General features: G+C 36.1%; 21 protein-coding genes. 14 read left to right on the top strand and 7 right to left on the bottom strand.

Annotation, left to right across the window (positions count from 1 at the left end):
• Positions 1–17: 17 nt before the first annotated feature.
• Together LOK78_RS00765 and LOK78_RS00770 are read left to right on the top strand one after the other, a co-directional pair.
• A complete protein-coding gene (locus LOK78_RS00765; RefSeq protein ID WP_232633149.1) occupies positions 18–356 on the top strand; it encodes a PadR family transcriptional regulator in 339 nt (112 codons plus the stop codon).
• Entirely contained in the window at positions 353–772 is a 420-nt protein-coding gene (locus LOK78_RS00770) for a GldL-related protein (protein WP_232633150.1), read from the top strand. Before LOK78_RS00765 ends, LOK78_RS00770 begins: the two co-directional genes overlap by 4 nt.
• Here LOK78_RS00770 and LOK78_RS00775 read toward each other — a convergent pair.
• Positions 769–2,253 (bottom strand): pyruvate kinase, encoded by a 1,485-nt coding sequence (locus LOK78_RS00775; protein WP_232633151.1) that lies wholly within the window; start codon positions 2,251–2,253, stop codon positions 769–771. The genes LOK78_RS00770 and LOK78_RS00775 overlap by 4 nt on opposite strands.
• Before the next feature lie 214 nt (positions 2,254–2,467).
• On the opposite strand from LOK78_RS00775, the gene LOK78_RS00780 reads away from it, so the two are divergent.
• Complete coding sequence (locus LOK78_RS00780) at positions 2,468–3,721, top strand: type IX secretion system plug protein (RefSeq protein ID WP_232633152.1); 1,254 nt, start codon at positions 2,468–2,470, stop codon at positions 3,719–3,721.
• Positions 3,722–3,820: 99 nt separating this feature from the next.
• The gene (gene apaG / locus LOK78_RS00785; protein WP_053971399.1) at positions 3,821–4,207 is read left to right on the top strand and encodes a Co2+/Mg2+ efflux facilitator ApaG/CorD; all 387 of its coding nucleotides are present in this window, start codon (positions 3,821–3,823) and stop codon (positions 4,205–4,207) included.
• Here apaG and LOK78_RS00790 read toward each other — a convergent pair.
• Complete coding sequence (locus LOK78_RS00790) at positions 4,200–5,192, bottom strand: DUF6695 family protein (RefSeq protein WP_232633153.1); 993 nt, start codon at positions 5,190–5,192, stop codon at positions 4,200–4,202. The two genes, apaG and LOK78_RS00790, sit on opposite strands and share 8 nt — an antisense overlap.
• Complete coding sequence (locus LOK78_RS00795) at positions 5,185–5,910, bottom strand: NRDE family protein (protein WP_232633154.1); 726 nt, start codon at positions 5,908–5,910, stop codon at positions 5,185–5,187. The genes LOK78_RS00790 and LOK78_RS00795 overlap by 8 nt, the downstream gene beginning before the upstream one ends.
• Positions 5,911–6,056: 146 nt before the next feature.
• On the opposite strand from LOK78_RS00795, the gene pruA reads away from it, so the two are divergent.
• Both pruA and LOK78_RS00805 read left to right on the top strand, forming a co-directional pair.
• Positions 6,057–7,682 (top strand): L-glutamate gamma-semialdehyde dehydrogenase, encoded by a 1,626-nt coding sequence (gene pruA / locus LOK78_RS00800; protein WP_166957508.1) that lies wholly within the window; start codon positions 6,057–6,059, stop codon positions 7,680–7,682.
• A gap of 132 nt (positions 7,683–7,814) precedes the next feature.
• Entirely contained in the window at positions 7,815–9,455 is a 1,641-nt protein-coding gene (locus LOK78_RS00805) for a T9SS type A sorting domain-containing protein (RefSeq protein WP_232633155.1), read from the top strand.
• Between the two features lie 3 nt (positions 9,456–9,458).
• Here LOK78_RS00805 and rsmG read toward each other — a convergent pair whose 3' ends face one another.
• Positions 9,459–10,088: a 16S rRNA (guanine(527)-N(7))-methyltransferase RsmG gene (gene rsmG / locus LOK78_RS00810; RefSeq protein WP_232633156.1), complete on the bottom strand. Its 630-nt coding sequence runs from the start codon at positions 10,086–10,088 to the stop codon at positions 9,459–9,461.
• Positions 10,089–10,229: 141 nt separating this feature from the next.
• Between rsmG and LOK78_RS00815 the strand changes: the two genes are divergently transcribed.
• Together LOK78_RS00815 and LOK78_RS00820 are read left to right on the top strand one after the other, a co-directional pair.
• Entirely contained in the window at positions 10,230–11,333 is a 1,104-nt protein-coding gene (locus LOK78_RS00815) for a fatty acid desaturase family protein (protein WP_053971390.1), read from the top strand.
• Between the two features lie 12 nt (positions 11,334–11,345).
• The gene (locus LOK78_RS00820) at positions 11,346–12,530 is read left to right on the top strand and encodes a pyridoxal phosphate-dependent aminotransferase (RefSeq protein ID WP_232633157.1); all 1,185 of its coding nucleotides are present in this window, start codon (positions 11,346–11,348) and stop codon (positions 12,528–12,530) included.
• A gap of 502 nt (positions 12,531–13,032) precedes the next feature.
• Here the strand turns inward: LOK78_RS00820 and LOK78_RS00825 are convergent.
• Together LOK78_RS00825 and trkA are read right to left on the bottom strand one after the other, a co-directional pair.
• Entirely contained in the window at positions 13,033–14,526 is a 1,494-nt protein-coding gene (locus LOK78_RS00825) for a TrkH family potassium uptake protein (RefSeq protein ID WP_232633158.1), read from the bottom strand.
• A 9-nt stretch (positions 14,527–14,535) separates the two neighbouring features.
• Positions 14,536–15,885 (bottom strand): Trk system potassium transporter TrkA, encoded by a 1,350-nt coding sequence (gene trkA / locus LOK78_RS00830; RefSeq protein WP_232633159.1) that lies wholly within the window; start codon positions 15,883–15,885, stop codon positions 14,536–14,538.
• A gap of 132 nt (positions 15,886–16,017) precedes the next feature.
• On the opposite strand from trkA, the gene ubiE reads away from it, so the two are divergent.
• Together ubiE and porT are read left to right on the top strand one after the other, a co-directional pair.
• On the top strand, positions 16,018–16,749 hold the full coding sequence (gene ubiE, locus LOK78_RS00835) for a bifunctional demethylmenaquinone methyltransferase/2-methoxy-6-polyprenyl-1,4-benzoquinol methylase UbiE (RefSeq protein ID WP_232633500.1): 732 nt from the start codon (positions 16,018–16,020) through the stop codon (positions 16,747–16,749).
• Between the two features lie 5 nt (positions 16,750–16,754).
• Entirely contained in the window at positions 16,755–17,471 is a 717-nt protein-coding gene (gene porT, locus LOK78_RS00840) for a type IX secretion/gliding motility protein PorT/SprT (protein WP_232633160.1), read from the top strand.
• Here porT and LOK78_RS00845 read toward each other — a convergent pair.
• The gene (locus LOK78_RS00845) at positions 17,458–18,189 is read right to left on the bottom strand and encodes an RNA methyltransferase (RefSeq protein WP_232633161.1); all 732 of its coding nucleotides are present in this window, start codon (positions 18,187–18,189) and stop codon (positions 17,458–17,460) included. The genes porT and LOK78_RS00845 overlap by 14 nt on opposite strands.
• Before the next feature lie 104 nt (positions 18,190–18,293).
• Between LOK78_RS00845 and tamL the strand changes: the two genes are divergently transcribed.
• The 4 genes from tamL to LOK78_RS00865 all read left to right on the top strand — a co-directional run bounded on the left by tamL (position 18,294) and on the right by LOK78_RS00865 (position 25,585).
• Positions 18,294–20,816 (top strand): translocation and assembly module lipoprotein TamL, encoded by a 2,523-nt coding sequence (gene tamL, locus LOK78_RS00850; protein WP_232633162.1) that lies wholly within the window; start codon positions 18,294–18,296, stop codon positions 20,814–20,816.
• Positions 20,817–20,865: 49 nt separating this feature from the next.
• Complete coding sequence (fbaA, locus tag LOK78_RS00855) at positions 20,866–21,933, top strand: class II fructose-bisphosphate aldolase (protein WP_232633163.1); 1,068 nt, start codon at positions 20,866–20,868, stop codon at positions 21,931–21,933.
• 96 nt (positions 21,934–22,029) lie between these two features.
• Positions 22,030–22,887: an acetyl-CoA carboxylase, carboxyltransferase subunit beta gene (gene accD / locus LOK78_RS00860; protein WP_166957523.1), complete on the top strand. Its 858-nt coding sequence runs from the start codon at positions 22,030–22,032 to the stop codon at positions 22,885–22,887.
• 181 nt (positions 22,888–23,068) lie between these two features.
• Positions 23,069–25,585, top strand: a complete 2,517-nt coding sequence (locus LOK78_RS00865) for a T9SS type A sorting domain-containing protein (protein WP_232633164.1) — start codon at positions 23,069–23,071, stop codon at positions 25,583–25,585.
• Positions 25,586–25,596 lie beyond the last annotated feature (11 nt).

Consider the following 25,596-nt stretch of genomic DNA (forward strand, 5'->3'; position numbering starts at 1 on the left):
TTATGTATATTTGACTTATGTATTCAAAAGATCTAATAAAAGGAACACTTCAACCCATCATTTTAAAACTTCTTGAGGAGAACAATAAAATGTATGGTTATGAAATCACTCAAAGAGTAAAAGAACTTACCAATGGTAAAATTGAAATTACTGAGGGCGCTCTTTATCCCATGCTTCATAAATTGGAAGCTGACAAAATTTTAAGTACAGAAAAAGTGTACATAGGCAAAAGGGTAAGAAAATATTACCACTTGACCCAAAACGGCAAGCAGGTAGTAGGTGAAAAAATTAACGAGCTATCAGACTTTCTATCTACCATGCAACTTATTATCAAACCTAAAACCAATATGATATGAATCTAACAGAAAATCATATAGCTCAAATAAAGCATGATATTATGTTGAGAGGTGTTACACTTGAAGATTTATCCGATAGTTTGCTAGACCATATTTGTTGCGTTCTGGAACAAACTTCAGAAACTGATTTTGAAACGGCTTACGAACAGGCAATTGATGCATTTGGAGAAGCCGGCCTGGAACATATTGAAATAGAAACACAATTATTAATCACCCATAAAAAGCAAATTACCATGAAAAAAACCATGTATTTCTTAGGTTACATCGCCGTAGCAATTAGCACGACCGGTGTCTTGTTTAAAATCCAACATTGGCCGGGTGCTAGTGTTTTAATCACGTTGGGAATTGTCATCCTAAACTTCGGATTTCTACCCATGTATTTTTATGACAAATACAAAAACGCTATCAGTAGTTAGTGATTAAGTTTTTTTAACTTCGGTAACAAGGGCGCATTTTTATCTTGATATTGCTCCATATGCTCAATTATTTGATCCAACAACTCGATCGCTCTCAAAATATGAGGACCTTTGTTTAGCATAATACATTCCGCCTTTGTTGCCGTTACTGCATCAGTAATTTCAGACCTACTGGGAAGTCCTTTCTTAGCCAGCTTTTCAAGAACTTGAGTAGCCCAAACAATGGGAATATGGCAGGCATTGCACAATGCCAGCATTTCCTTTTGGATGTAACCCAAATCCTTCCAACTTGTTTCAATAGCCAAATCACCTCTCGCTATCATCACTCCTACCTTTGGCGCTTTTAAGGCTTCCAATAAAATATCTTCCAAATGGTTAAATGCAGCTTGGGTCTCAATTTTATAAATTACTCCTAAAGACTCAAAAGCATCCAATTCCTTTAAACATTCATGCATTTCCTGAACATCACTAACAGAGTTAACGAAGGAAAAATTGACAATATCGGCATATTTTGCAATAAACTTTAAGTTCACCCTATCGGTGTGGGTCAAACCTCTTATATTGAGATTGGAATCAGGAAAATTAATTCCTTTATCCGCTTTCAATTTGACACCTTTTTCATCGGATCTAAGAATTTTAACGGTGGCAATATCTCCTTCCAAATCCACTATTTCTCCCTTTATAGCACCATCATCAAAATACACCCGATTTCCCTCATGGAGATAATCAAAAACTTCGGGCAATGTACAGGCAATGATTGCTGGTGACCGCATAGTACCGTTTTTATCATATTGCGCCTTTCTCCCAACTAAAGGGACTCTGGACAATTGTAACTCATCACCTTCATAAAGAACAATACCTTTTTTTACTTCCCCAGTTCTTATTTTAGGTCCACTTATGTCCATGGCAATTATGGTTCTTCTCCCAAGTTTTGCATCTACGGCCTTAATATGTTGTATGATATCGAACCAATCTTCTTGAGTGTCATGAGCACAATTTATACGCGCTATTTTCATACCCTTGACAATCATTTTTTCAACGGTTTCTCTATCATTTGCAACATAACCAGGCATGGTCACCATGATCCTTTGTTTTCTATTTTCAGGGGACCTCCCAAACAAAACATTGGTTTTTTCAGTCAACAATCGCTCACTATCTAAAATTGAAACCTTAAAATCCTGCGGCCAGTCAATAGACTTATTAAGCAACTTCAACAAATAGTAGCGCGTAATTTTCAAACTAGCCTCAGTATGGGCTTCTGCCCTAGCCAATCTAGACATTCCCAAAATACCCAACTGATGTTGCAATTCGCGTAGATCAAACGAGCGTAAGGTGAGATAATGTATCAAGTTAATCGCACTCTTTTCATGGTCCGGGTGAATATCCTTGAGCACACGTTTGTAATTGTGTTGATCTTGAATTAATTTCTCAAGAATCACATCAATTTCTTCTACCATTTTTGTAAGATCTGTTGTCTCCATAACTTTCTAAAACAAATTTCCCTAAAACTTTCTGGAAAAATGATGATTTAGATCAGTTTAGCAACCTCCCTAAATCTCAACCTATTGAAATTATTGTAAAGTTAATAATATCAACCGCTCCAACCTTTTTTAAAAGGTTAATTTTAGGGTCATCATGAACCCTTTATAACAAGGCATAAAATTTGATTATATTTACAAAACAAATGACAAACGAATGGTAATCCGACTAACTCTAACGCTCCTATTTCTTCTTTTTTCAATTAACATCGATGCTCAGGTCACCAGAGAAGTCAACCCGCCCGAACACATTAAAACAATCACTTTTAAAGGAGACACCAACGAAAGTCAGCTCCCAGTTATCAAGTTAGGAGATTTTATTCAATTGGAATTTGATGCCTTGAATGGGGAAGAAGCTGACTTCTACTATAAAATAGAATATTATAATTTTGATTGGACACCTTCTGTATTAGCTAAAGCGGAGTTTATGGATGGCTATGATAATCAAAGAATAAGGACCTATCAAAATTCGTTCAACACTTATCAAATTTATTCTCATTACGAGCTTACTATTCCTAATGAAAGAACACGTGGCTTAAAGATTTCTGGAAACTACATGATTCATATTTACAATGAGTATGATGAATTGGTATTTTCTAGAAAATTCATGATTTATGAACAAAGTGCTCAAGTTGGAGTTGCTATTAAACGATCTAGAGATGTTAGGTTTATTGAAGAAAAACAAAGTGTCGATATATCCATCAACTCTAGCTCTATTGAGTTCACCAATCCTGATCAGACGATAAAAACCTTAATTATTCAAAATAATAATTTAAACTCTGCTATCTCCAACCTGAAGCCTCAATACACCATGGGTAATGAATTAATCTACAAATACACCAAGGAATCTAGTTTCTGGGCCGGCAATGAGTACTTTTATTTTGACAATAAAGACATAAGAGCGGCCAATAATGCCATTCAATTTATTGAATTACATGACCTTTATAACAATTATTTATTTACCAATATTGCCAGAAAAGATCGTCCATATACTTACAATCCAGATATCAATGGAAATTTCATAATAACCGCCCTTGACGTAGAAAATCCTAGTATTGAAGCCGATTATGCTTGGATTCATTTCTCCTTATTGGCCAACGAACCATTCCTGGGCAAAACACCTTATATATATGGAAATTATAACAACTATGCTATAAGTAAGGAAAATGAAATGACCTATAATGCAGATAGAAATGTCTATGAGGGATTCCTTTTATTGAAACAAGGATTTTACAATTACAAGTATGTTCTTGTAGATAGAAAAGGAAATATAGATGAAGGAGCTATTGGCGGCAATTTTTATCAAACCGAAAACAACTATAAAGTCTTAGTTTATTTTAGAGATTTAGGTAGTAGATTTGATCGTTTGGTTGGAATGGGAGAGGCTAGCTCTATTAATATTTCAAACTAAAATGCTGACAATCATCATTAACATCTATTTTTTTACATTTTACAATTAAAATTTCTTATTTTAGCAAGAACCAAAACTTTTTTAAGCGTTTAGCCAAAAATGGTACAGCAAGTCACGAGGGGGATTAAAATTTCTGTAGAAACCACTTTTGAAGGAACTTTCTATAAGAATTATAGGATTCAATTTGCCTATGGATACAAAGTAACAATTGAGAACCAGAGCAAAGATGTGGTTCAATTACTTGCCCGACATTGGACCATTAAAGATGCATTAAATCACATTGAAACCGTCAATGGAGAAGGAGTTATTGGAAAAAAACCAGTCTTAAACCCAGGAGAATCACACACCTATACTTCAGGCTGTTTGTTATCTTCTCCTTTCGGCTGCATGAGCGGTCATTTTAATATGGTCAATTTTTCTTCAGCCAATAAGTTTCAGGTGATTATCCCAAGCTTTAAGCTAAGTGCTCCATTTGCACTTAATTAATACCTCTATTAAACCGCACAATTTTATCCTCCTGCTGTATATGAAAATATTTACAATTGGAGTGATGTGTAAATTCAAATGGACTATTCCAATCGATAACCGCAGTTTCTGTTGAAAATACATCATGCACATCAATATGTCCATTTGGGGAAATTCTTCTGAATACAACTCGGCATCCATCGGTCTCTAAAATTTCAAACCAAGCACCAGAACCAATACCAGATAGCCATTGAGCCTTTTGACCCGCGTGATCCACTTTTTGGGGGATCAAAGTTCCTAAAGAACTGGGCTTGAAATCCTTTAAAGGATCAAGCAGACATTCTTTGTTTATCTTACCAACACCAGAGGAAAAAGGTTCGATAATTCCACTTTCTGAAACTTTAAAGACTCCCAAATCATTGGCCGCAGCCACAACATTTCCTATCGTACTAGGAGTAAATCTCTTTAAACGGATTAATTTTTTCTGGGTCACTTTATTAGTCGTTGAAGCTATCAAAACATCTGTTACAAATCTGGCACAATTAGAGGCCCTCTTCACAAAAGCCCCATACCTAATAAGTAACTTATCCTGCATTGCCTTAATATAGGCTTGGGCCCTATCAAAAGCAACCTCATCACAAACAGATGCATACATATTACCTTCTCCATGGGTAAATTGTGGTTGTGTAGCCAAAAAAGACAAGATTTCTTCCAAATTTGTCATTTGACCATTCGTAAATTGGGCTTCCAGTGAAAAATCCAATTCACCATCTGTTTCTTTACTTCTCACTCGCCCCATTGGCTGTGGGGTAATATATCTGCCAAAGTCATAATAACAGATTTCACCTTTGCCCTTTTGAATAAGCACTAATGCTGCATGACCTGCCCTTACATAATCCCTTTTTCCTATTCCTGCATATTTCAATAATGGCGAATACCACTCATTAGACACCTTAACAATAGTCTCTGGATAAGCCAAAACAATAATGATTCCTGAGTTACTCATGAACAAAATTGGTTTTCGAAAATGTCTCCTGAACCATAGAATCTTCCTCTTGAAGATTTAAAAACTTAGTCTTAATTTCTTCCTTTTTCATCACTATTTGAGTGATACTGGTCGTTTTGACAAAACCACGATCCATAATAATACCATACTCCTTGTTCAAGTTATACGTTTTGTGAAATTTCAGAAGAGATTTTTCATTTAGACTATGACCCTCTTTAAATTCTTTAAACCATTGATGTCGTTCCGATTTCATTTGCTCATCATATAATGTCGTTGAGGACCAAATATGGGTTTTCAATTCTAATTTCTTTTGATGCACCTCTAATCCATCCCAAACGATTTCAAAAAAACAAAGCGAATCATTCCAATCGGCAGCTACAATGGTGAACGGTTCAACATCAGAAAAGTCAAATTTGGAAATACAATTCAAAAAATTATCAGCTATTAATAATTCCTTCACAACAACCCCACGGCTCATTTTGTATTTATCCAGTCGTTTGTGTCTCGTGAAGCCGCCATTAAGGAGACAAATAACCCGTTGCTTATCACTTAAACCAATCCATGTTCCTCCAGCCACTTTATCCTTAGGACACCAAATAGTTACTCCTTCCTTAAAATAAATCTTTGGAGCAATGGTCTCCCTCTGCGGATCTTCATCCCTATTAGAAGTTAATACAAATCCACTATCTCCTATCGCAACTAGCGTTACTGTACACATAAATTAAGCAGTCTAAAATACTGGCGTGTAACTTACAAAATTTATGGCATTTAACTTTGTTTTGATACTCTTGTTACACTAAAAACCACATAAAAAACATACCTTTGTACTCCAAAATTTAGTAACACCATAAAATCATAAAATCTATGGCGAACGCATTTTTCAATGTCCCAATTGCTGTAAATGAACCGGTCAAATCATATGCTCCAGGTTCTCCAGAAAGGGAAGAGGTTTTGAAAGCATACAAAGAGATGTTCAATGGTCAAATTGATGTCCCTCTTTATATCAATGGTCAGGATGTTTCCACAGGAAATACCAGAACCATGTCTCCTCCACATGACCATAAACATAGTGTAGGAACCTATCACTTAGCAGAAAAAAAACATGTAGAAGAAGCAATCTCAACAGCTTTAGAAGCTAGAAAATCTTGGTCTCAAATGCCATGGGAACAGCGAGCAGGTATCTTTTTAAAAGCTGCAGAATTAATTGCTGGCCCTTACAGGGCTAGAATTAATGCCGCCACCATGATTGCTCAATCCAAAACCATTCATCAAGCCGAAATAGATGCTGCTTGCGAATTAATTGATTTCCTCCGTTTCAATGTGCAATACATGACTGACATTTATGCAGAGCAACCTGAAAGCACATCAGATGCATGGAACCGTGTGGAATATAGACCTCTTGAAGGTTTTACTTATGCTGTAACACCATTTAATTTTACTGCAATTGCCGGAAACCTACCTTCATGTATGGCTTTAATGGGCAACGTGGTTGTATGGAAACCAAGTGACAGCCAAGTCTTTTCAGCAAAAGTTGTCATGGATGTTTTCAAAGAAGCAGGAGTTCCAGATGGTGTCATTAATGTTGTTTTTGGAGATCCAGTTATGATTTCGGACACCATTTTATCGCACCCAGATTTTTCTGGATTGCATTTTACAGGTTCTACTTTTATTTTTAAGGAACTGTGGAAACAAATTGGTAATAACATCCACAATTACAAAACCTACCCTAGAATTGTAGGCGAAACTGGTGGTAAAGATTTTATTATCGCTCATAAATCCGCCAATGCAAAACAAGTAGCGACCGCTATTTCAAGAGGTGCCTTTGAATTGCAGGGACAAAAATGTAGCGCTGCTTCAAGAGCATACATTCCAGACAACCTTTGGGAAGATGTGAAAAACTATGTTATTGAAGACGTCAATTCCTTTAAAATGGGATCTCCAGAAGATATGGGTAATTTCATAACAGCTGTCATCCATGAAGGCTCTTTTGATAAATTGGCCAAATATATCGACCAAGCTAAAGCTGATGATGATGCTGAAATTATTGTTGGAGGTGGATATGACAAATCTAAAGGTTACTTTATTGAGCCTACGGTTATTTTGACCACTAATCCGAAATACACAACTATGTGTACCGAATTGTTTGGCCCTGTCATCACCATATATGTTTACGAAGCTGACAAATACTCTGAAACTCTTCAATTACTTGATGAAACTAGTGAATACGCCTTAACTGGAGCCGTTTTAGCAACAGACAGGTATGCTATTAATGAAGCTACAAGAGCACTTGAAAATAGTGCTGGTAACTTCTATATCAATGACAAACCTACAGGAGCTGTTGTTGGACAACAACCATTTGGTGGAGCAAGAGCTTCAGGAACTAATGATAAAGCTGGAAGTGCACAAAACTTATTAAGATGGGTATCACCTAGACTTATTAAAGAAACATTTGTAACTCCAACAGATTATAGATATCCATTTTTAGGATAATCTAAAATCAAATAAAAAGAAAAAACCTTGAAGTAATCTTCAAGGTTTTTTTATTTCTTAAACACCTGTATTCAAGTAAATTATTAGTAAAAAGTTTATCTTTAAGAAGTCAATTATTGAAAAAACTTACTTATGAAACAATATTACCTCTTTCTACTATTACTTTTTCCTATATACAATTTCGCCCAACCTGGTGGCGAGAGTGCCATTTCAACTATCAATTCAACCATTCCATACCAAGGTTATGATGAACCCATGCCCCAATTGGGAACTGGAGAATATAAAATCTATTACGACAATGTGGACGGCGTCCTGGACAAACCCATTTTTGTGGTAGATGGATTTGATCCTGGTGATGATCGAGACATTTCGCTTATCTACCCTCTACTTGACTATGGTAATGGCGAAAACTTGGGAGATGACGTTAGAGATCAAGGGTTTGATATTGTAGTTTTAAATTTCCCCATATACACGAGTTCTACAGATGGAACTACCATTATAGATGGCGGTGCCGATTTTATCCAAAGGAATGCCTTTATATTGGTGGAGCTCATTAATACTATTAATGGGATGAAAACGGGTACTGAAGAGAATGTGGTTGTTGGCCCAAGCATGGGTGGATTAATTTCCCGCTATGCTCTGAGATACATGGAGCAAAATAGTATGGATCATGACACACGTTTGTTTATTTCTTTTGACACTCCCCATTTAGGAGCAAATGTTCCTATTGGCATCCAATATCTTTTCAACTATATGGTGAATGGAGATCCTTCACTTACTGAGGCCGAACCTTTTGTTAATAATTTATTGAATAGTGCAGCCGCAAAACAAATGTTGATTGACCATTACTTAGGTCATTTGCAATCCGGTTCCAGTTATGAACAAGATCCAAATCAAACTTTACCCATTGGCGCACCAAACTTTAGAGATACTTTCCAATCAGAACTCGATGCCATGGGATTTCCTGAAGATGTCAGAAACGTGGCTATCTCTAACGGAAGTGGCACTGGCATGATGACCGGAATACCAGGAATGGAATTATTAAATCACACCTTCGATACGGGACAGGTTGGCGGCCTTGATACGCAAGCTATCATCACATTACATTTTACTCCTTTGTCGAATCAATCCATAGAGGTAAACCATTTTATTGGTCAGGTTAACTTTTGGGGATGGCAGGACGTTTATACCTTTTCAGCAGATTCAGAAGCTACTTCATTCTCGGATGGTTTAGATAGTGCTCCTGGAGGACAATTTAACATGTATTCTTTTGATAATGGCAGTAACCCTTTAATCGCCGAATTTGTTGCTAACCTAAACACGCAATATTTCAATTTTATCCCAACCTTAAGTTCTTTGGCAATTTCCGATTTGAACTGGTATAATACACCCAATTTAGACAACTCCCCATTTGACAACACTTATATTCCTTCAAATAATGAACCTCATGTGACTTTGACTAATGGAAATGCAGCATTTGCTCTCAATGAAATATTTAATGAAACCTTGACGAGTGAAGATGCATTGCAGAATAACATCAGCATAAGACTTGAAAAAAATCCAATTTCCGAATCCCTTTCGATAATTTCAAGTCATCAGTTGAATGATGCCGAAATATCCATTGTAGATTTAACTGGTAAAACGGTATATCAACAACACATGGATTTATCATTTAAAACCCAAATCCCTTTGCGATTGACTTCTGGCCTTTATGTTCTTAATATCAAAACGCAACAGAATGGCATTTTCCAATCCAAACTGATTGTTAAGTAAGACTTATCCTTTGAATTTAATGGGAAGGTGGACTATTTTTTTGGTTTCAAAAAAGTCTTCATCAAAATATTGGTTCAACTCAAATATTTGTGCTGTAGAAAAATTCTCCAGTTCATCTGCCAAATCACCTCCTTTAAGATAAATCACCCCATTTTTTATTTCATGGAGACTCTTTTTAGCCACTTTCCCATTTATCCATCTTACAAAGGTTGGCATTGCCGCCACCGCTCTGCTGACAATAAAATCATAAGTCTCATTGATTTCCTCAACCCGAGTATGTGTGGTTTTCACGTTTGTAAGTCCCAATCCTTCAACAACCTCATTGACCACTTTCAACTTTTTAGCAATACTGTCAACCAGATGAAACTGGCAATTTGGAAACATAATAGCCAATGGAATCCCTGGAAATCCTCCTCCTGTCCCTACATCCATAATTCTTGTATCATCCTTAAATTGGATAAACTTGGCAATAGCCAAAGAATGTAAAACATGTCTTAAATAAAGTTCATCAATGTCTTTTCTAGAGACTACATTGATTTTCAAATTCCAATCTTGGTACAATTCCTCAAGCTTTCGAAATTTATTAATTTGGTCTTCCGTTAGATCAGGAAAATATTTAAGGATTAGGTCCATACTCTAAATTTTCGACAAAAGTAGGTAAATTATTGTGCATATTTTTATGAAAACTTTTTAAGGATAGGTTCACATTATATGTATCTTTGGCACGTTATAGTGTCAGGTAAGCATGTAACAATTTATGAAAATATTTGAACGATGACGAACAAAACTTTATCATTTTCGAGAACAGATTCAGCTAACTTTTTTAGAACATTAAATAAGAGAGTTAACACCTATTTCAAAGAAAATGACATTAAAAGAACAGGAAATTGGAAACTTTGGGTAAAAACCATTGTCATGTTTTCTTTGTTTTTAGCCCCTTATTTTATACTACTCACTTTGGACATGCCGGGTTGGGCTCAATTACTTTTGACCATTGTCATGGGAATTGGAATGGCCGGAGTTGGCATGAATGTGATGCATGATGGAAACCATGGCTCCTACTCGAAGAAAGAATGGGTTAACCGTTTAATGGGTAGCAGCATTTACATCTTAGCAGGTAACGTTTATAATTGGAAAGTGCAACATAATGTGTTGCATCATACGTATACCAATATTCATGGTCATGATGAAGATTTGGAAGCCGGAAGGATTCTTAGATTTTCAAAACATGCTGAATGGCGTTGGTACCATAGATTCCAACATTTTTATTCCATTTTACTTTACGGTCTACTTACCATTAATTGGGCAATAACGACCGACTGGCAGCAAATGAAACGTTACATGAAACGTAAATTATCATATGGGAAATTTCCAAATCCGGTTTGGAATTGGAGTAAATTGGTAATCTCAAAACTTATCTATGTAAGTGTTTGGATTGTATTGCCCCTTATTATCATGGATCATGTGACATGGTGGAAAATCCTTCTTGGTTTCTTCGTTATGCACTACACGGCAGGATTGATTTTGAGCGTGATTTTCCAATTGGCTCATGTCATGGAAGAAGCAGAAATGCCATTACCTGAAAAAGATGGTACAATGAAGAATACTTGGGCCATTCACCAATTAAATACAACCGTTAATTTTTCCACCAAAAACAGAATTGTCAACTGGTTTACCGGTGGTTTAAACCACCAAGTGGAGCATCATATATTTCCAAATATAAGCCATGTTCACTATTCAAAAATCTCTAAGATAGTTAGAGAAACTGCAAAAGAATTCAATTTACCGTATAACGAATATAAAACAACCAGAAAAGCAGTAATCGCTCATTTCAGATACTTAAGAGAAATGGGAATGAAACCTGCCTTACAAGCATAATTTTTTATGGCGATGGACCAACTGTCTGACAGAATCAAAAGTTTGCCAAGTTCTGCAACCTTGGCTATGGCGGCAAAAGCAAGAGAGCTTAGAGCCGAAGGAAAAGATATTATAGGATTAAGTTTGGGAGAACCAGATTTTAACACTCCTGACTTCATTAAGGAAGCTGCTATACAAGCAGTGAATGACAATTACAATTCATATTCTCCAGTTGATGGATATGTGGATTTAAAGGAAGCGGTATGTCTTAAGTTTAAACGAGACAACGGCTTAGATTATAAACCAAATCAAATAGTGGTTTCTACTGGGGCTAAACAATCTATTGCCAATGTAGCTCAAGTGTTATTGAACCCAGGTGATGAAGTATTATTACCTGCTCCATATTGGGTAAGCTATTCAGCCATTGCAACCCTATGTGAAGCCACTTATAAAGAGATTCCTTCTTCCATTGAAAATGATTTTAAAATCACTCCTGAGCAATTGGAAGCCGCCATTTCTCCAAAGACCAAAATGATTTTCTTCAATTCGCCAAACAACCCAAGTGGGACTATTTATTCTGAAGAAGAATATAGAGCGTTGGCTAAAGTTTTAGAAAAATATCCAGATATCTATATTTTGTCTGATGAGATTTATGAGCATATTAGTTATGGTGCCAAAAACTTTAGTTTTGCTGCTATTCCAAATATGTACGATCGCACCATTACCGTTAATGGTTTGGCAAAAGCTTTTGCTATGACGGGTTGGCGTATTGGATACATCGGTGCCCCAGAATGGATTGCCAAGGCATGTACCAAAATGCAAGGACAAATAACTTCTGGAACCAACTGTATTGCACAAAGAGCTGCTATTACGGCATTGACTGAATCTCCAGAAAGAATCCAATTCATGGTTGAGGAATTTAAAGAACGTCGTGATTTAATTTTAAAACTTTTAGGTGACATTGAAGGATTCCAATGCAATGTTCCTGAAGGAGCCTTTTATGTGTTCCCCAATGTTTCAGCCTTTTTTGGAAAAACTTTTAGAGGAAAAACCATCAACACGGCCTCCGATTTTGCCATGTATCTTTTAGAAGAAGCAAACGTCGCTACAGTTACTGGTGAAGCTTTTGGAAACTCCAATTGTATCAGAATTTCTTATGCTGCTTCCACCGAACAAATTATTGAAGCTGTTAAGCGCATAAAAGAAGCGCTATCATAATTATTGAAATTGTAACGAATTATAATAAGCCACCCAATGGGTGGCTTTCTTTTTTTAGAACATAAAATAGATCATAATAGATAGGACTACAAGAATGCAACATACTAATAAGAACTGATTAAAAAGTGTTCTTTTTCTAACTTGAATTTTTTGTTCCCGAATATCCCGAAGCATTTTAGGTGTTGCTTTTGGGTAATCTAAATTTAATTTAATGTTTTCATAACTACCTGAAAGGCCTTTAGACCTTGATCTCTGAGCCTTCATCTTCTCATTGTTTTTGAGAATAGTTATCATAGCTTGAGCTCCACCACCAAATCCCATAATTACAGATTTTAAAAGTTAGACAAGTTAATCATACACCACTTGGCGTTATCAAACGTCAAGTATGGAAAAATAAAAGATATTGGTGAGTGATCAGCTGACCAGGATATCAGTTAAGGATCTTTAAACGAAAAGTAACTTTAATATATAAGTAGCAACTATAAGAAAAATGTTACAAACTTTATTTCTTGGTCCAAAAGAATGGTGTCAAAAGAATCAAAACCGTAAACAACTCCAAACGACCAATAAGCATTAAAAATGAAGCCCACCATTTACCTAAGGGTGGCAATCCGCCATAATTGTTAACTGGACCAAAATCTCCCAAGGCCGGACCCACATTACCCAAACTGGATGCAGCCAAACCAATAGCCGATTTAAAGTCAATATTAAACATGGAGAACACCAATGCCCCCACTATAAATGAAAGCATATAGAGAATAAAAAAACCTTGGATATTAAAAACAATACCTCCTGTAACCGCCCTGATATTATAACGAACGGGAACTACAGCACTAGGGTGTAAGGTTCGTTTAAATTCTAAAAAGCCATTTTTGATAAGAATAAGGTGTCTAACAACTTTGACTCCCCCAGATGTACTTCCTGCAGATCCACCTAAAAACATCAACCCAAAGAAAAATACCACCAAAAAGGGTGTCCAAGCCGTATAATCCGCAGTAACAAACCCTGTGGTTGTAATTACCGAAAGCACCTGAAATAAAGCATGTCTAACCGAACTTTCAGCCCGTCCCCAAACCATGGGGTGATAAATAGTAGATTGATTGATATCTGCCTTGAAGTAAATAATTATTGCAGAAATTAAGGTGAAAATGGCTATGAACTTGAAATATAGTTTAAACTCTTCATCCTGAATAACCTTTTGAACCTTGCCTTTAAAAGCAAAATAGCTCAACACAAAGTTGGTACCAGCCAAAAACATGAAGAACATGATGATATACTGTATAATAGGCTGATCATTCCAATAAGCCACACTTGCATTTTTAGTTGAGAACCCGCCTGTAGAAAGCGTGCATAAGGAATGGTTAATGGCATCAAAAAAAGACATCCCAGCAACTTTCAATAGAATTGTTTCGGCTGCTGTGTATCCAAAATATATAAGCCATAGTCTTTTTGCTGTATCCGTTATTCTGGGATGCAACTTATCCGCACTTGGTCCTGGAGCTTCAGCTGCAAACATTTGCATTCCTCCTATTCCTAGAAGCGGTAGAATTGCTACTGCCAATACAATAATTCCCATTCCCCCAATCCAATGGGTTAAACTTCTCCAGAACAAAACCCCTTCAGGAACAATCTCTATATCATTGAGTATCGAGGCTCCCGTTGTCGTATAACCAGACATGGTTTCAAAAAACGCATCAGTAAAACTTGGAATAGCTCCAGAAATCATATAAGGAAGTGTTCCAGACAATGTCATGATAATCCATCCAAAAGTCACCACCACATACCCCTCTCTTTTATTCATTTCCTTAGAATGGTCCTTTGTATTATACATGGCCAGCAGACCCAGTAATACAGCGACAGCTCCTGAAATCAATAAATCGAAAGTAACGCCATCTTGATAAATCAAACTAATAAGTGCAGACAACAACATAAACCCACCGTTAAAAACTAACAGTAAGCCCAAAAGATGTAAAATGATTTTATAGTTTAATTTCACTTAATGGAATTATAAGAATAATTTCTCAACCTGTTTGATAGCTTTTGGCATACAACAAACCACGACCTTATCGGCTTCCCTTATTTGAAAATCTCCCAATGCAATAATACCTTCACCATCTCTTACGATTCCACCAATAATTGCCGATCTTGGAAAATCTATATTCTTTATAAGTTTGTTGCATATTTTGGAGGTTGGTTTTACATTGAATTCCAAAAGCTCCGCATTCATATTGTTAAGCTTGGTCATAGCAACTACCTCCCCTTTTCTAATATATCTAAAAATGGTGTTAGCCGCCAATAATTTTTTATTGATCAAGGTATCAATTCCAATGGAATGGGATAGCTCAAAATAATCCATATTTTCCACCAGGGCAATAGTTTTTGATACTCCCTTGGACTTGGCCACTAAACAAGACATAATGTTAGTTTCAGAATTTCCAGTAACTGCAATAAAAGCATCCATATCTGTCAAACTTTCTTCTTCCAACAAATCAAAATTTCTACCATCACCATTAATGACCAATACTTTTGGTAATTGATCTGCCAGGTCAAAAGCTTTATCCTTGTCCTTTTCAATTAATTTGACATTGGGATATGACAAACCAAGATCTCTGGCTGTTTTAAAACCAATTTTACTTCCACCCAAAATCATAATATTCCTGATTTCGGTATTGGTTTTTCCCGTTAACCTACACAATTCATCAGCTCCCGTTTCAGCAGTGATAAAAACCACATTATCATTCTCTTTGAATTCGGTATCCCCTCTTGGAATAATTGTAAATTGCGTACCCGTACGTTGGATAGCAATTGGAACAAAATGTATTTCGGAAAATGTTTCTGCCGCTTGTTTAACTGTTTTACCTATAAAGGTGGTGTTTTTTGACAATGTGAGTGCTACCATGGTAAGGGCACCATCATCAAAAGAGTATGTATCGCTAAATGCCGTTTGATTTAACAACAATTCAATCTCTGCCGCAGCAAGGGATTCTGGAGAAATCAATTCATCAATACCCAAAGCATCAAAACCAATTTCATCTTTATACTTCAAAAATTCAGTATTGGAAATTCTTGCAATAGTTCTGCCCGCTCCCAATTGTTTCGCCAACACACATAAAGCCAAATTAGTTGCCTCTGAGGAAGTTACAGCAATTAGCAAATCGGCATCATTAACTCGGGCGTCTTTTAATATAGAAATAGAGGTTGCATCTCCTTTAATCACTTTGATATCCAAGTGGTTCTCGGCATATATCAAACTCTCCTTGTTGGTATCAATAAGAGTGATTTCCTGTGATTCGTAAGACAATAATTTTGCTAAATGAAATCCAACTTCACCAGCTCCAGCAATAATTATTTTCATGTAGTAGCCATTAGTTACACTAAGGCAAATATACTGTAAAATAGATTGATTGATAAAATTACGGTTATATATAATTATTGGGCAACAAACTATAAATGCCCTCATAAAAGATTATATTTGGCAAAATTTTTCATTGTGAGTAAAGTGACCCCATATAAAGACAGCGAACTTGGTAAAAAGGAGCAGGTTACAAAAATGTTTGATAATATCTCAAAGGAGTATGATGGCTTGAATCGTGTGATCTCATTTGGTATAGATGTATCATGGAGAAAAAAAGTGGTAGCCTTGGTAGATAAAACGCAACCAAACTCCATTTTGGATATTGCCACCGGAACCGGAGATTTAGCCATCCAATTGGCCTCCTCCACTCAAGCCAAAGACATTGTTGGATTGGATATTAGTGAGGGCATGTTGGAAGTAGGAAGAAAAAAGGTGACTCAAAAGCAGCTTGACAATAAAATTAAATTGGTTCTAGGTGATTCTGAAAATTTACCTTTTGAAAACGACACCTTTGATGCCATAACTGTAGCTTTTGGTGTGAGAAATTTTGAGAATTTGGAAAAGGGACTTGCAGAAATATTTCGTGTACTGAAACCAGGAGGTATTTTTGTTATTTTAGAAACTTCAGTTCCCACAAAAACACCATTTAAACAAGGGTATAAACTTTACACCAATAACATCATGCCACTGATAGGAAAAGTATTTTCCAAAGATCGTAGTGCCTATCGCTATTTGAGTGATTCAGCTTCGGTTTTTCCTTATGGCGAGGTTTTAAACAATATTTTACGTAAAATTGGGTTTATAGATGTGAACGATTTGCCACAGACTATGGGAGTGGCTACCATTTATACGTCATCGAAATAAATTTTATGAGAAACTTCTTTTTTCTACTAGTATTCATAGGTTGCTATCAATTTGCTTCAGCACAATTATTCAGCAAGGAAAAAGTTCTGAATGATGAAAATTTTGACAAGAAATTTTTAAGCTATGGTTACTTCATAGGCTTTAATAGTTATGACTTTAACTTTGACTACAAGGAAGACAAAAAAGATATTTTAGTTAAAAAAAGCACAGGATTCAATGTGGGATTGGTTGGTAACATGCGTATTAACGACTACATGGATTTACGACTAGAGCCTGGACTTTATATGACGACTAGAACTCTTCAATATGATGAAAGTTATTTTCAAGGTTTTGAAGATTTCAGACCATCTGATTTAGAGCGGGAGATAAAATCCACCTACATTCACGTGCCTTTGTTAATAAAGTTCTCTACCAAAAGACTTAATAATTTCAAGCCGTTTGTGGTAGGCGGGGTATCCACAGCACTAAACCTTTCTAGTAACGAGAAGAACCCTGACGACAATTACAACGGTAAGTTCCGAAGCAAAAAAAGCATGTATTTTTATGAATTAGGTTTTGGAATCGATTTCTATCTATACTACTTTAAATTCACCCCTTCCATAAGAGGCGTATTCGCCATCAATGATGAAGTTGTTAGAGACAATGACCCTAACAGCCCGTGGACTGGAAACATTGAAACCATGAAAACCAGAGGGGTTTTTATCAATTTTACGTTTCAGTAGAATTCCTTTTAAACTCACTTAAAAGAATGGCTGTCGCTGTGGCCACATTAAGGCTTTCTGTTTCCTGTAATTTACCAAATCTAGGAATGGATATTCTATCGGTTACAAATTTTTCAACCTCCTTGGAAATACCATTAGCTTCATTACCCATTATTACAAGCCCCTGATTGGGTAACGCTTTTGAATAAACATTTTCACCATCCATAAAAGCTCCAAATATTGGATAATCAAAATCAGACAGTAAATGAGGTAAATCCAAATAATGGATATTTACCCTTATAATAGAACCCATAGTAGCCTGAATCACCTTTGGATTAAAACAGTCCACTGTACCAGTTGAGCATACTAAATGCTCTATTCCAAACCAATCACACAACCTGATAATCGTTCCCAAATTCCCGGGATCACGAACTTCATCTACCGCCACAATTAATTGTGATTTATCCAGAGGTAATACTTTAGGGATTTCAAATAAAGCCAACGCCTTGTTGGGCGTCGTTAAATAACTAATTTTCTTTAATTCATGGTTTGTAATCAATGTCTCCTTTTGAGAGTCCAATTGAAAACTTTCTGTTGTAAATAAATGATAAAGCTTAATTTGGGAAGCCAGCAACTCTTCAATTGTTTTGATTCCTTCAGCCACAAATAGCCCATGCTGATTCCTGTATTTTTTTTGTTTTAAACTGGCTACTAACTTTATTTGATTTTTGGATAACATTCAACCAATAATTAAATATGTAATCTTAGGAAATAATGTATTTTTGAGTTTGAACGGGAATTTAAAACCTCAACTCTATTCTTTACAGACTAATTTATTTGTATTTGAAACTTAATTCTTCAAAAATAGCATTAATTCTTTTAATTGCGGGTCTATTATTTTCCTGTAATTCTGTAAAGAGAGTTCCCGAAGGTGAACATCTACTTACCAAAAACACCATTTTTGTTAACGAAAAAAAGGAAACTTCCGAAAGAATCAATAGCCTGTTATATCAGAAAAAAAACAGAAGCGCTTTAGGCCTACCCATTAGGCTATACATTTACAATTTAGCCCGACCCAACATTGATTCTATTTTAAATTCTCGTTTGGACGCTAATCCAGGGCGAAGGGAATTTTGGGAAAGTGTTCTTTCTAAAAAGCAACATCAAAACTACCTTCAATTTAGACATGGTTTCAACGAATGGTTGAAAACTACGGGGCAAGCTCCCATTTTGGTGAATGATGATAAAACAGTTAAATCTGAAAACCAATTAATGGCTTATTATTTTAATAATGGCTGGTTTGATGTTGAAGTTTCCAGCGAAACTAAAAAACAAGAAGACAAAAAAGCTTCGGTAGAATATTATGTAAATACCAAAGAGCCCTATATCATCGACTCCATTTCAAGTAAAATTCAATCTCCTGTAGTAGATTCCCTGTTTCAAATGCAATTGAACAAATCTTACATCAAAAAAGGTAGACGTTACAGAACTGCTTATTTTGAAGAAGAGAAACGTCGAATAACCGAACAAATGAGGAACTCTGGTATTTATCATTTTGGTGAAGACTATGTGTTTTTTGAGATGGATACCGTTAACACTAATAAAAATGTTAATGTAGAAGTACAGATATCAAGCAGACAGGTAAGGAAACAGGACTCTGTTTATAGAATTCCGTTTCAATCTTATAAAATAAAAGAAGTAAACATTTACACCGACTTTCAGTTTGAACATCAAAATAATCAACCAAAAGATTCAGCAACCTACAACGGAATAAACCTCTATAGTTATGAAAAAATGAGGTTTAGACCACGGGCCCTAACCAATGCCATTTTTATTACCCCAGGTATGGTTTATCGTGATAAAGACCGCTCTAATACCTATCGCCATTTAACAGAGTTGCGTACTTTCAAGTATCCAAACATCGAATACATTGAGAATCCAGATACAACGATCACCACTAATATATACCTTACTCCAAAGAAAAAATTCGGACTTAACTTAAGTGCTGAGGTCTCTCAAAGTAACATTCAAACCATTGGACTTTCCTTTAGTCCCGGGTTGGTTATGAGAAATGTCTTTGGTGGTGCCGAAACCTTAGAATTTAGCGCATTTGGGTCTATTGGATCTTCCAAGGATGCTGCTAATGATGAGGATCGCTTTTTTGATATTACAGAAGTAGGGGCCAATTTAAATTTAACCATTCCTAGATTGTTTTTCCCTATCAATACTGAGAACCTGATACCAAAATCTATGTTCCCCAGTACCCGATTCAGTATTGCTAGTTCAAGTCAAACAAACATCGGTTTAGATAAACAAACTTTTACAAGTGCGTTAAGTTATAAATGGTTTCCAAGGAACATTGTAACCAACCTTTTTGACTTATACAATGTCCAGTACGTTAGAAATTTAAACCCAGACAATTATTTTGGGGTTTACACCAACTCCTATGAAAGCCTAAATGACGTCTCCAATAATCTAAACTACAATAATGGTGAAGACCTTGAATATCCCAATCAAACAGATGCCTTTATAAATGATGTCTTAAGCGGAAACACTTCACTTACACCTAATGATAATGATTACCAAACAGTTTCTGCCATTAATGAAAGAAAAATAAGACTAACGGAAAACAACCTGATATTTTCCACCAGTTTTAATTACGTAAAAAACACTAAGGAAACCTTGTATGATGAAACGTTCACAATCTTTAGATACAAATTGGAACTGGCAGGAAATACATTTTCATTAATTTCCAGATTGGCCGATTTAAAGAAAAATTCCAATGGGCGCTATGAAATATTCAATGTCCCCTATTCACAATATGCCAAAGTAGAGTTGGATTTTATAAAACACTGGGAAATTGGAAGAAGAAAGGTTTTTGCAATTAGGACATTTGCTGGAATTGCAGTTCCCTACGGAAACTCTAATAGCATACCTTTTTCCAAAAGTTTTTATGCAGGAGGAACCAATGACAACAGAGCTTGGACAGCCTATAGCTTGGGCCCAGGAAGTTTGGATTCCAATGAAGAATTTAATGAAGCCAATTTAAAACTCGCTTTTAGTGCAGAATATCGATTTAATGTATATGAAGGAATCAATGCCGCCCTATTTGTAGATGTTGGTAATATTTGGAATGCTCTTGACAATGTAGAAGATGATCGGGCTACTTTTGATGGATTAAAATCGTTAAAAGATGTAGCTGTTGGTTCTGGTTTTGGAATCAGATATGATTTTGGGTTTGTTGTTGCCAGATTTGATATTGGATTCAAAACGTATGATCCATCTTTATCAACTAATAACAGATGGTTTAAAGATTACAACTTTCAAAATGCGGTTTATAATATTGGTATAAATTATCCTTTCTAACCGCTTTAAATTTCTTATTTTTGTAACTCGAAATTCAAAAAAACAACCTATGTCACATCATATTAAAGCAGGAGTTGCTACAGGAAAAGAAGTTCAAGAAATCTTCAAATTAGCAAAAGAAAAAGGCTTTGCCCTACCTGCTGTAAATGTTATCGGTTCAAATTCTATTAATGGGGTGCTAGAAACAGCAAAAGCTATGAATGCACCTGTAATTATTCAATTCTCTAATGGCGGTGCGGTATTTAATGCCGGAAAATCGTTAAATAACGAAAATCAAAAAGCAGCTATTGCTGGTGCTGTGGCTGGTGCTAAGCACGTACATGATTTATCAGTGGCATATGGGGTACCTGTTATATTGCATACTGACCACTGTGCCAAGAAATTATTGCCGTGGATTGATGGTATGCTAGATGCCAGTGAAGAGCATTTCGCTAAAACTGGAAAGCCTTTATTTAGTTCTCACATGATCGACTTAAGTGAAGAACCTATTGAAGAGAACATAGAAATATGCAAAACCTATTTGGCTAGAATGAGCAAAATGGGAATGACCTTAGAAATTGAACTTGGAATAACTGGTGGTGAAGAAGATGGTGTTGACAATTCTGATGTTGATGATTCTAAATTATATACCCAACCAGAAGAAGTGGCCTACGCTTATGAAGAGCTAAGCAAGGTAAGTGATCAATTTACTATTGCAGCGGCATTTGGAAACGTTCACGGCGTATATAAGCCTGGAAATGTGAAATTGACTCCAAAGATTTTAAGAAATTCACAGGAATATATCACTGAAAAGTATGGTGTTGGTCAAAATCACATTGACTTTGTTTTCCACGGAGGATCTGGTTCTACAGTAGAAGAAATTAGAGAAGCCATTGGATACGGAGTTATTAAAATGAATATTGACACGGATATGCAATATGCTTTTATGAGTGGTATCAGAGATTATATGACTGAACATGCCGAATACTTAAAAACTCAAATTGGAAATCCTGATGGTGATGATTCACCAAATAAAAAGTACTACGACCCTAGAGTTTGGTTACGCAAAGGAGAAGAAACCTTCGTTACTCGTTTGAAGAAGGCCTTTGAAGATCTTAATAACGTAAATACCTTATAGTTAAGGTTCAAAAAACAACTTCACAAGACAAACTCTTGTGAAGTTGTTTTTTTTATAACTACATTTAGTTCCCGTTGACTTAAAATTATAGCAAACATGTCTTGGTTTAAAAGAAAAGAAAAAGGAATACAGACTTCTACAGAAGAGAAAAAAGATACCCCGAAGGGCCTTTGGTACAAATCTCCTACAGGAAAAATTGTTGACACCAAAGAACTTGAACAAAATTTTTATGTAAGCCCTGAAGATGGTTATCACGTAAGAATAGGAAGTAAAGAATATTTTGAGATACTTTTTGACGACAATAAATTCAAGGAATTGGATCCTAATTTGGAGTCAAAAGATCCGTTGAAGTTTGAAGATACCAAAAAATACCCTGACCGCTTAAAAGCAGCCATGGAGAAAACCAAACTTAAAGATGCGGTAAGATGTGCCGTGGGGAAATCTAAAGGAAATGATTTGGTTGTAGCCTGCATGGATTTCAGTTTCATTGGTGGATCTATGGGAAGTGTTGTAGGTGAAAAAATTGCCAGAGCAGCCGATTACGCCCTAAAGAAAAAAGCTCCTTTCATGATTATTTCAAAATCTGGAGGTGCTAGAATGATGGAAGCCGCTTTATCCTTAATGCAATTGGCTAAAACTTCCGCAAAATTGGCTCTTTTGGCTGAAGCCAAAATACCATATATCTCCTTATGTACAGATCCAACCACCGGAGGAACCACAGCTTCATTTGCCATGTTAGGAGACATTAACATTAGTGAGCCTGGAGCCCTGATTGGTTTTGCTGGTCCACGTGTGGTAAGAGATACCACCGGAAAGGAATTGCCTGAAGGATTTCAAACGGCAGAGTTTTTAATGGAACATGGGTTCTTGGACTTCATCACCCATCGAAAAGATTTAAAAAACAAAATAAATCTCTACTTAGATTTAATACAGAATAACCCCATTCGGGAATAAGATAAAGCGAGTCAAATGACTCGCTTTTTTGTTTCTCTAAATTTATCCACTTCTTTTAGTTTTACTTTATTATTTCGAGAATGTTTCTAACAATTTCACAATAATACAAATGATTCTTTTTTCCATTTTATAAAGCTCTATGTATTCCTTAAATTGCGTCAGAATTAATCAACTTAATTATATGAAGCAATATTACTCTAAAAAAGCATGGATCTTTTTTCAATTATTACTCCTAACCTTTTTCCTTGGAAATGCCCAATCCAATCAATACCTCCATTTTGATGGAGAAGACGATTTCACTTCTTTGCCTAATGGCGCACAATATGTTTCTGGATCAAACACCATATCGATGGCTGGATGGTTCTACTCAGACAACCCATCGTATGGAGAGGGAATGATGAGCATTAGAGGTGGAGGAACTGGAAATGGTGAAATGTACCTCATTCAATTAGGTAACGGAACTATGGAGTGCAGATTGGTAACAACTACAGGCTTACATGAAGTTGTGGCTCCAGCCGGAACCATTCAAGCTCAACAGTGGCAACATATTGCCTGGGTATTCAATGAAACAACAGTTGAGTTATTTGTTGATGGAGTTTCAATTGGCAGTAGTACTGCTTCCGGAATTTTTGGTTCAAATGACAGACCTTTTTCAATTGGAAAATGTATCCTTTCAGGTTTTAATTTCATATTTCAAGGAAGAGCAGATGAAGTATCTCTATGGAGTAAAGCCTTAACTCAAGCGGAAATTCAGGATATGATGGCCAACGAGCTGGAAGGCAACGAGGCTAATTTAGAGGTTTATTACAAATTTGATCAAGGAACTCCCGGAGGAAACAATACAAGCATCACTCAACTTTTGGATTTTAGTGGTGATGCATTAAAGCATTCTGAGCTGAACAATTTTGCTTTAGAAGGTGAAACTTCAAATTTTAATGGAACGTTGGAAGGTAATTTCCAAGCGATTAACTTTCCTCAAATTTCTCCTAAGCTAATTACAGATGAACCATTTCAATTGGAAGCAACTGTAAATTCGAACTTACCTATTAGTTTCGAAATTATTTCTGGACCAGCGACTGTTGAAGGTGATTTATTGACATTAACTGGTGAAACTGGTGATGTAACAGTAAAGGCTAGTCAATCAGGAGATGAAAATTACGATCCTGCAGCTGATGTTTTTGTAACCTTTCCCGTTTTAGATCCAAATGCTATTCTTGTGGAGACTGAAGGTTTACATCCATTAGCAGGAACTGCCTATGCATCAAGTTTAATACCTATTCAAATAGCTTTTAGAGCTGGAATATCATATCCAGAGTTATTTTCAATCGAGTCCGTTTCTGCTGCTGTTGACGGCGATAATGTAGAATTAACCAGCTATGGAAATGGTTACTACACCGGTTGGTGGACGCCTACATCCTTCGGAAACCACGAACTTGTCGTTTCTTCTACCAATAATTTTGGTGCTAATGGGGACGAAACCATTAGTTTCAATTTAGTAGAAAACGGTGTTGATCAAACAGTCAATGCAACAGAAGATGTTTGGGTCAATGGTGACATCCCAACGGTAACAGTGGAATCTGATTTACCGAGTTATATTGGTGCATTCGATGAAATTTCAGCTACTCTATTTATTGATTGTCCAGACGGAGGTTGTGATCCTTGGGACCGCGTTTCGTCTATTGATGTTATGGGTAAAAATGGAGAATGGTATGAGATCATCAGATATTTGACGCCTTATGGTGTGAGTTGCCAGCATGAAATTGACCTAACAGATTTTATGTCTCTACTAAGCGGTAGAACAAAATTCAGAGTGAATTTAGGCACACAAGGAAACGGTTTCCTATATACCCTTCAGTTAGATTACACTGCAGGTACTTCTGAGCACCCATACGGTCATGTAGAAAAACTTTGGAATGACACCTACCAATTTGGAGACCTGGCAGATTTACAACCAACAGAGGATTTAAATAAGCCTTTTCCTGAAAATACTGAAACCGCCAAAATTAAACTACTTTCAACCGGTCATGGTTGGGGCGAAAACAATACAGATAATGCAGCCGAATTCAATCCTAACACGCACCATATTTGGGTTAATGAGGCCGAGACATTTACGCAATTCAATTGGGTAGATTGCAACCCCAACCCAGATAATTGTAGTCCCCAAAGTGGAACGTGGTTCTATAATAGAGCAGGTTGGTGTCCAGGAAGTATTGCACAATATTTTGACTATGATATGACTCCGTTTACTACAAACAGTAGTGTAGATTTGGATTATGTTTTTGATGAATCTTATGTAGATTATTGCCATCCAAACAATCCAGAATGCGTCACTAATGTTACTTGTGCCGATTGTAATGACGGGTTTAACCCACACCTTATTGTCAATTCCTATTTGATTTCTTTTGGAGATTCACCTCTTGAAAACGCTTTAAGCATTGATGAAAATGTTATGACATCCAATAACTTTCTTCTTTACCCCAATCCATCCGGGGGAATATTCTTCGTGGAATTTCAAAATGAAAATCAGGTAGACTCAATAGAAATCATGGATATGATGGGGCGAACTATTCTTGAAACTCCTGTGATAACTGGAGAAAAAATCAAGAAATTTGACATGTCAGGATCTTCGGGCATTTATCTTGTTAATCTGAAAAATGGTTCCAACATTGTGACCACTAAAAGAGTTATCATAGAATAATTATTTTAAAA

This window comes from Mangrovimonas futianensis (assembly GCF_021245805.1).
Lineage (GTDB): Bacteria > Bacteroidota > Bacteroidia > Flavobacteriales > Flavobacteriaceae > Mangrovimonas > Mangrovimonas futianensis.

Coding starts and splice junctions, on each gene's coding strand:
- LOK78_RS00795 (WP_232633154.1), bottom strand. CDS start 5,910: ATGTGTACAGTAACGCTAGTTGCGATAGGAGATAGTGGATTTGTATTA.
- pruA (WP_166957508.1), top strand. CDS start 6,057: ATGGCGAACGCATTTTTCAATGTCCCAATTGCTGTAAATGAACCGGTC.
- rsmG (WP_232633156.1), bottom strand. CDS start 10,088: ATGGACCTAATCCTTAAATATTTTCCTGATCTAACGGAAGACCAAATT.
- accD (WP_166957523.1), top strand. CDS start 22,030: ATGTCTTGGTTTAAAAGAAAAGAAAAAGGAATACAGACTTCTACAGAA.
- porT (WP_232633160.1), top strand. CDS start 16,755: ATGAGAAACTTCTTTTTTCTACTAGTATTCATAGGTTGCTATCAATTT.
- fbaA (WP_232633163.1), top strand. CDS start 20,866: ATGTCACATCATATTAAAGCAGGAGTTGCTACAGGAAAAGAAGTTCAA.
- LOK78_RS00770 (WP_232633150.1), top strand. CDS start 353: ATGAATCTAACAGAAAATCATATAGCTCAAATAAAGCATGATATTATG.
- LOK78_RS00780 (WP_232633152.1), top strand. CDS start 2,468: ATGGTAATCCGACTAACTCTAACGCTCCTATTTCTTCTTTTTTCAATT.
- apaG (WP_053971399.1), top strand. CDS start 3,821: ATGGTACAGCAAGTCACGAGGGGGATTAAAATTTCTGTAGAAACCACT.
- LOK78_RS00820 (WP_232633157.1), top strand. CDS start 11,346: ATGGACCAACTGTCTGACAGAATCAAAAGTTTGCCAAGTTCTGCAACC.
- LOK78_RS00805 (WP_232633155.1), top strand. CDS start 7,815: ATGAAACAATATTACCTCTTTCTACTATTACTTTTTCCTATATACAAT.
- trkA (WP_232633159.1), bottom strand. CDS start 15,885: ATGAAAATAATTATTGCTGGAGCTGGTGAAGTTGGATTTCATTTAGCA.
- LOK78_RS00815 (WP_053971390.1), top strand. CDS start 10,230: ATGACGAACAAAACTTTATCATTTTCGAGAACAGATTCAGCTAACTTT.
- LOK78_RS00790 (WP_232633153.1), bottom strand. CDS start 5,192: ATGAGTAACTCAGGAATCATTATTGTTTTGGCTTATCCAGAGACTATT.
- LOK78_RS00765 (WP_232633149.1), top strand. CDS start 18: ATGTATTCAAAAGATCTAATAAAAGGAACACTTCAACCCATCATTTTA.
- LOK78_RS00775 (WP_232633151.1), bottom strand. CDS start 2,253: ATGGAGACAACAGATCTTACAAAAATGGTAGAAGAAATTGATGTGATT.
- LOK78_RS00845 (WP_232633161.1), bottom strand. CDS start 18,189: ATGTTATCCAAAAATCAAATAAAGTTAGTAGCCAGTTTAAAACAAAAA.
- LOK78_RS00865 (WP_232633164.1), top strand. CDS start 23,069: ATGAAGCAATATTACTCTAAAAAAGCATGGATCTTTTTTCAATTATTA.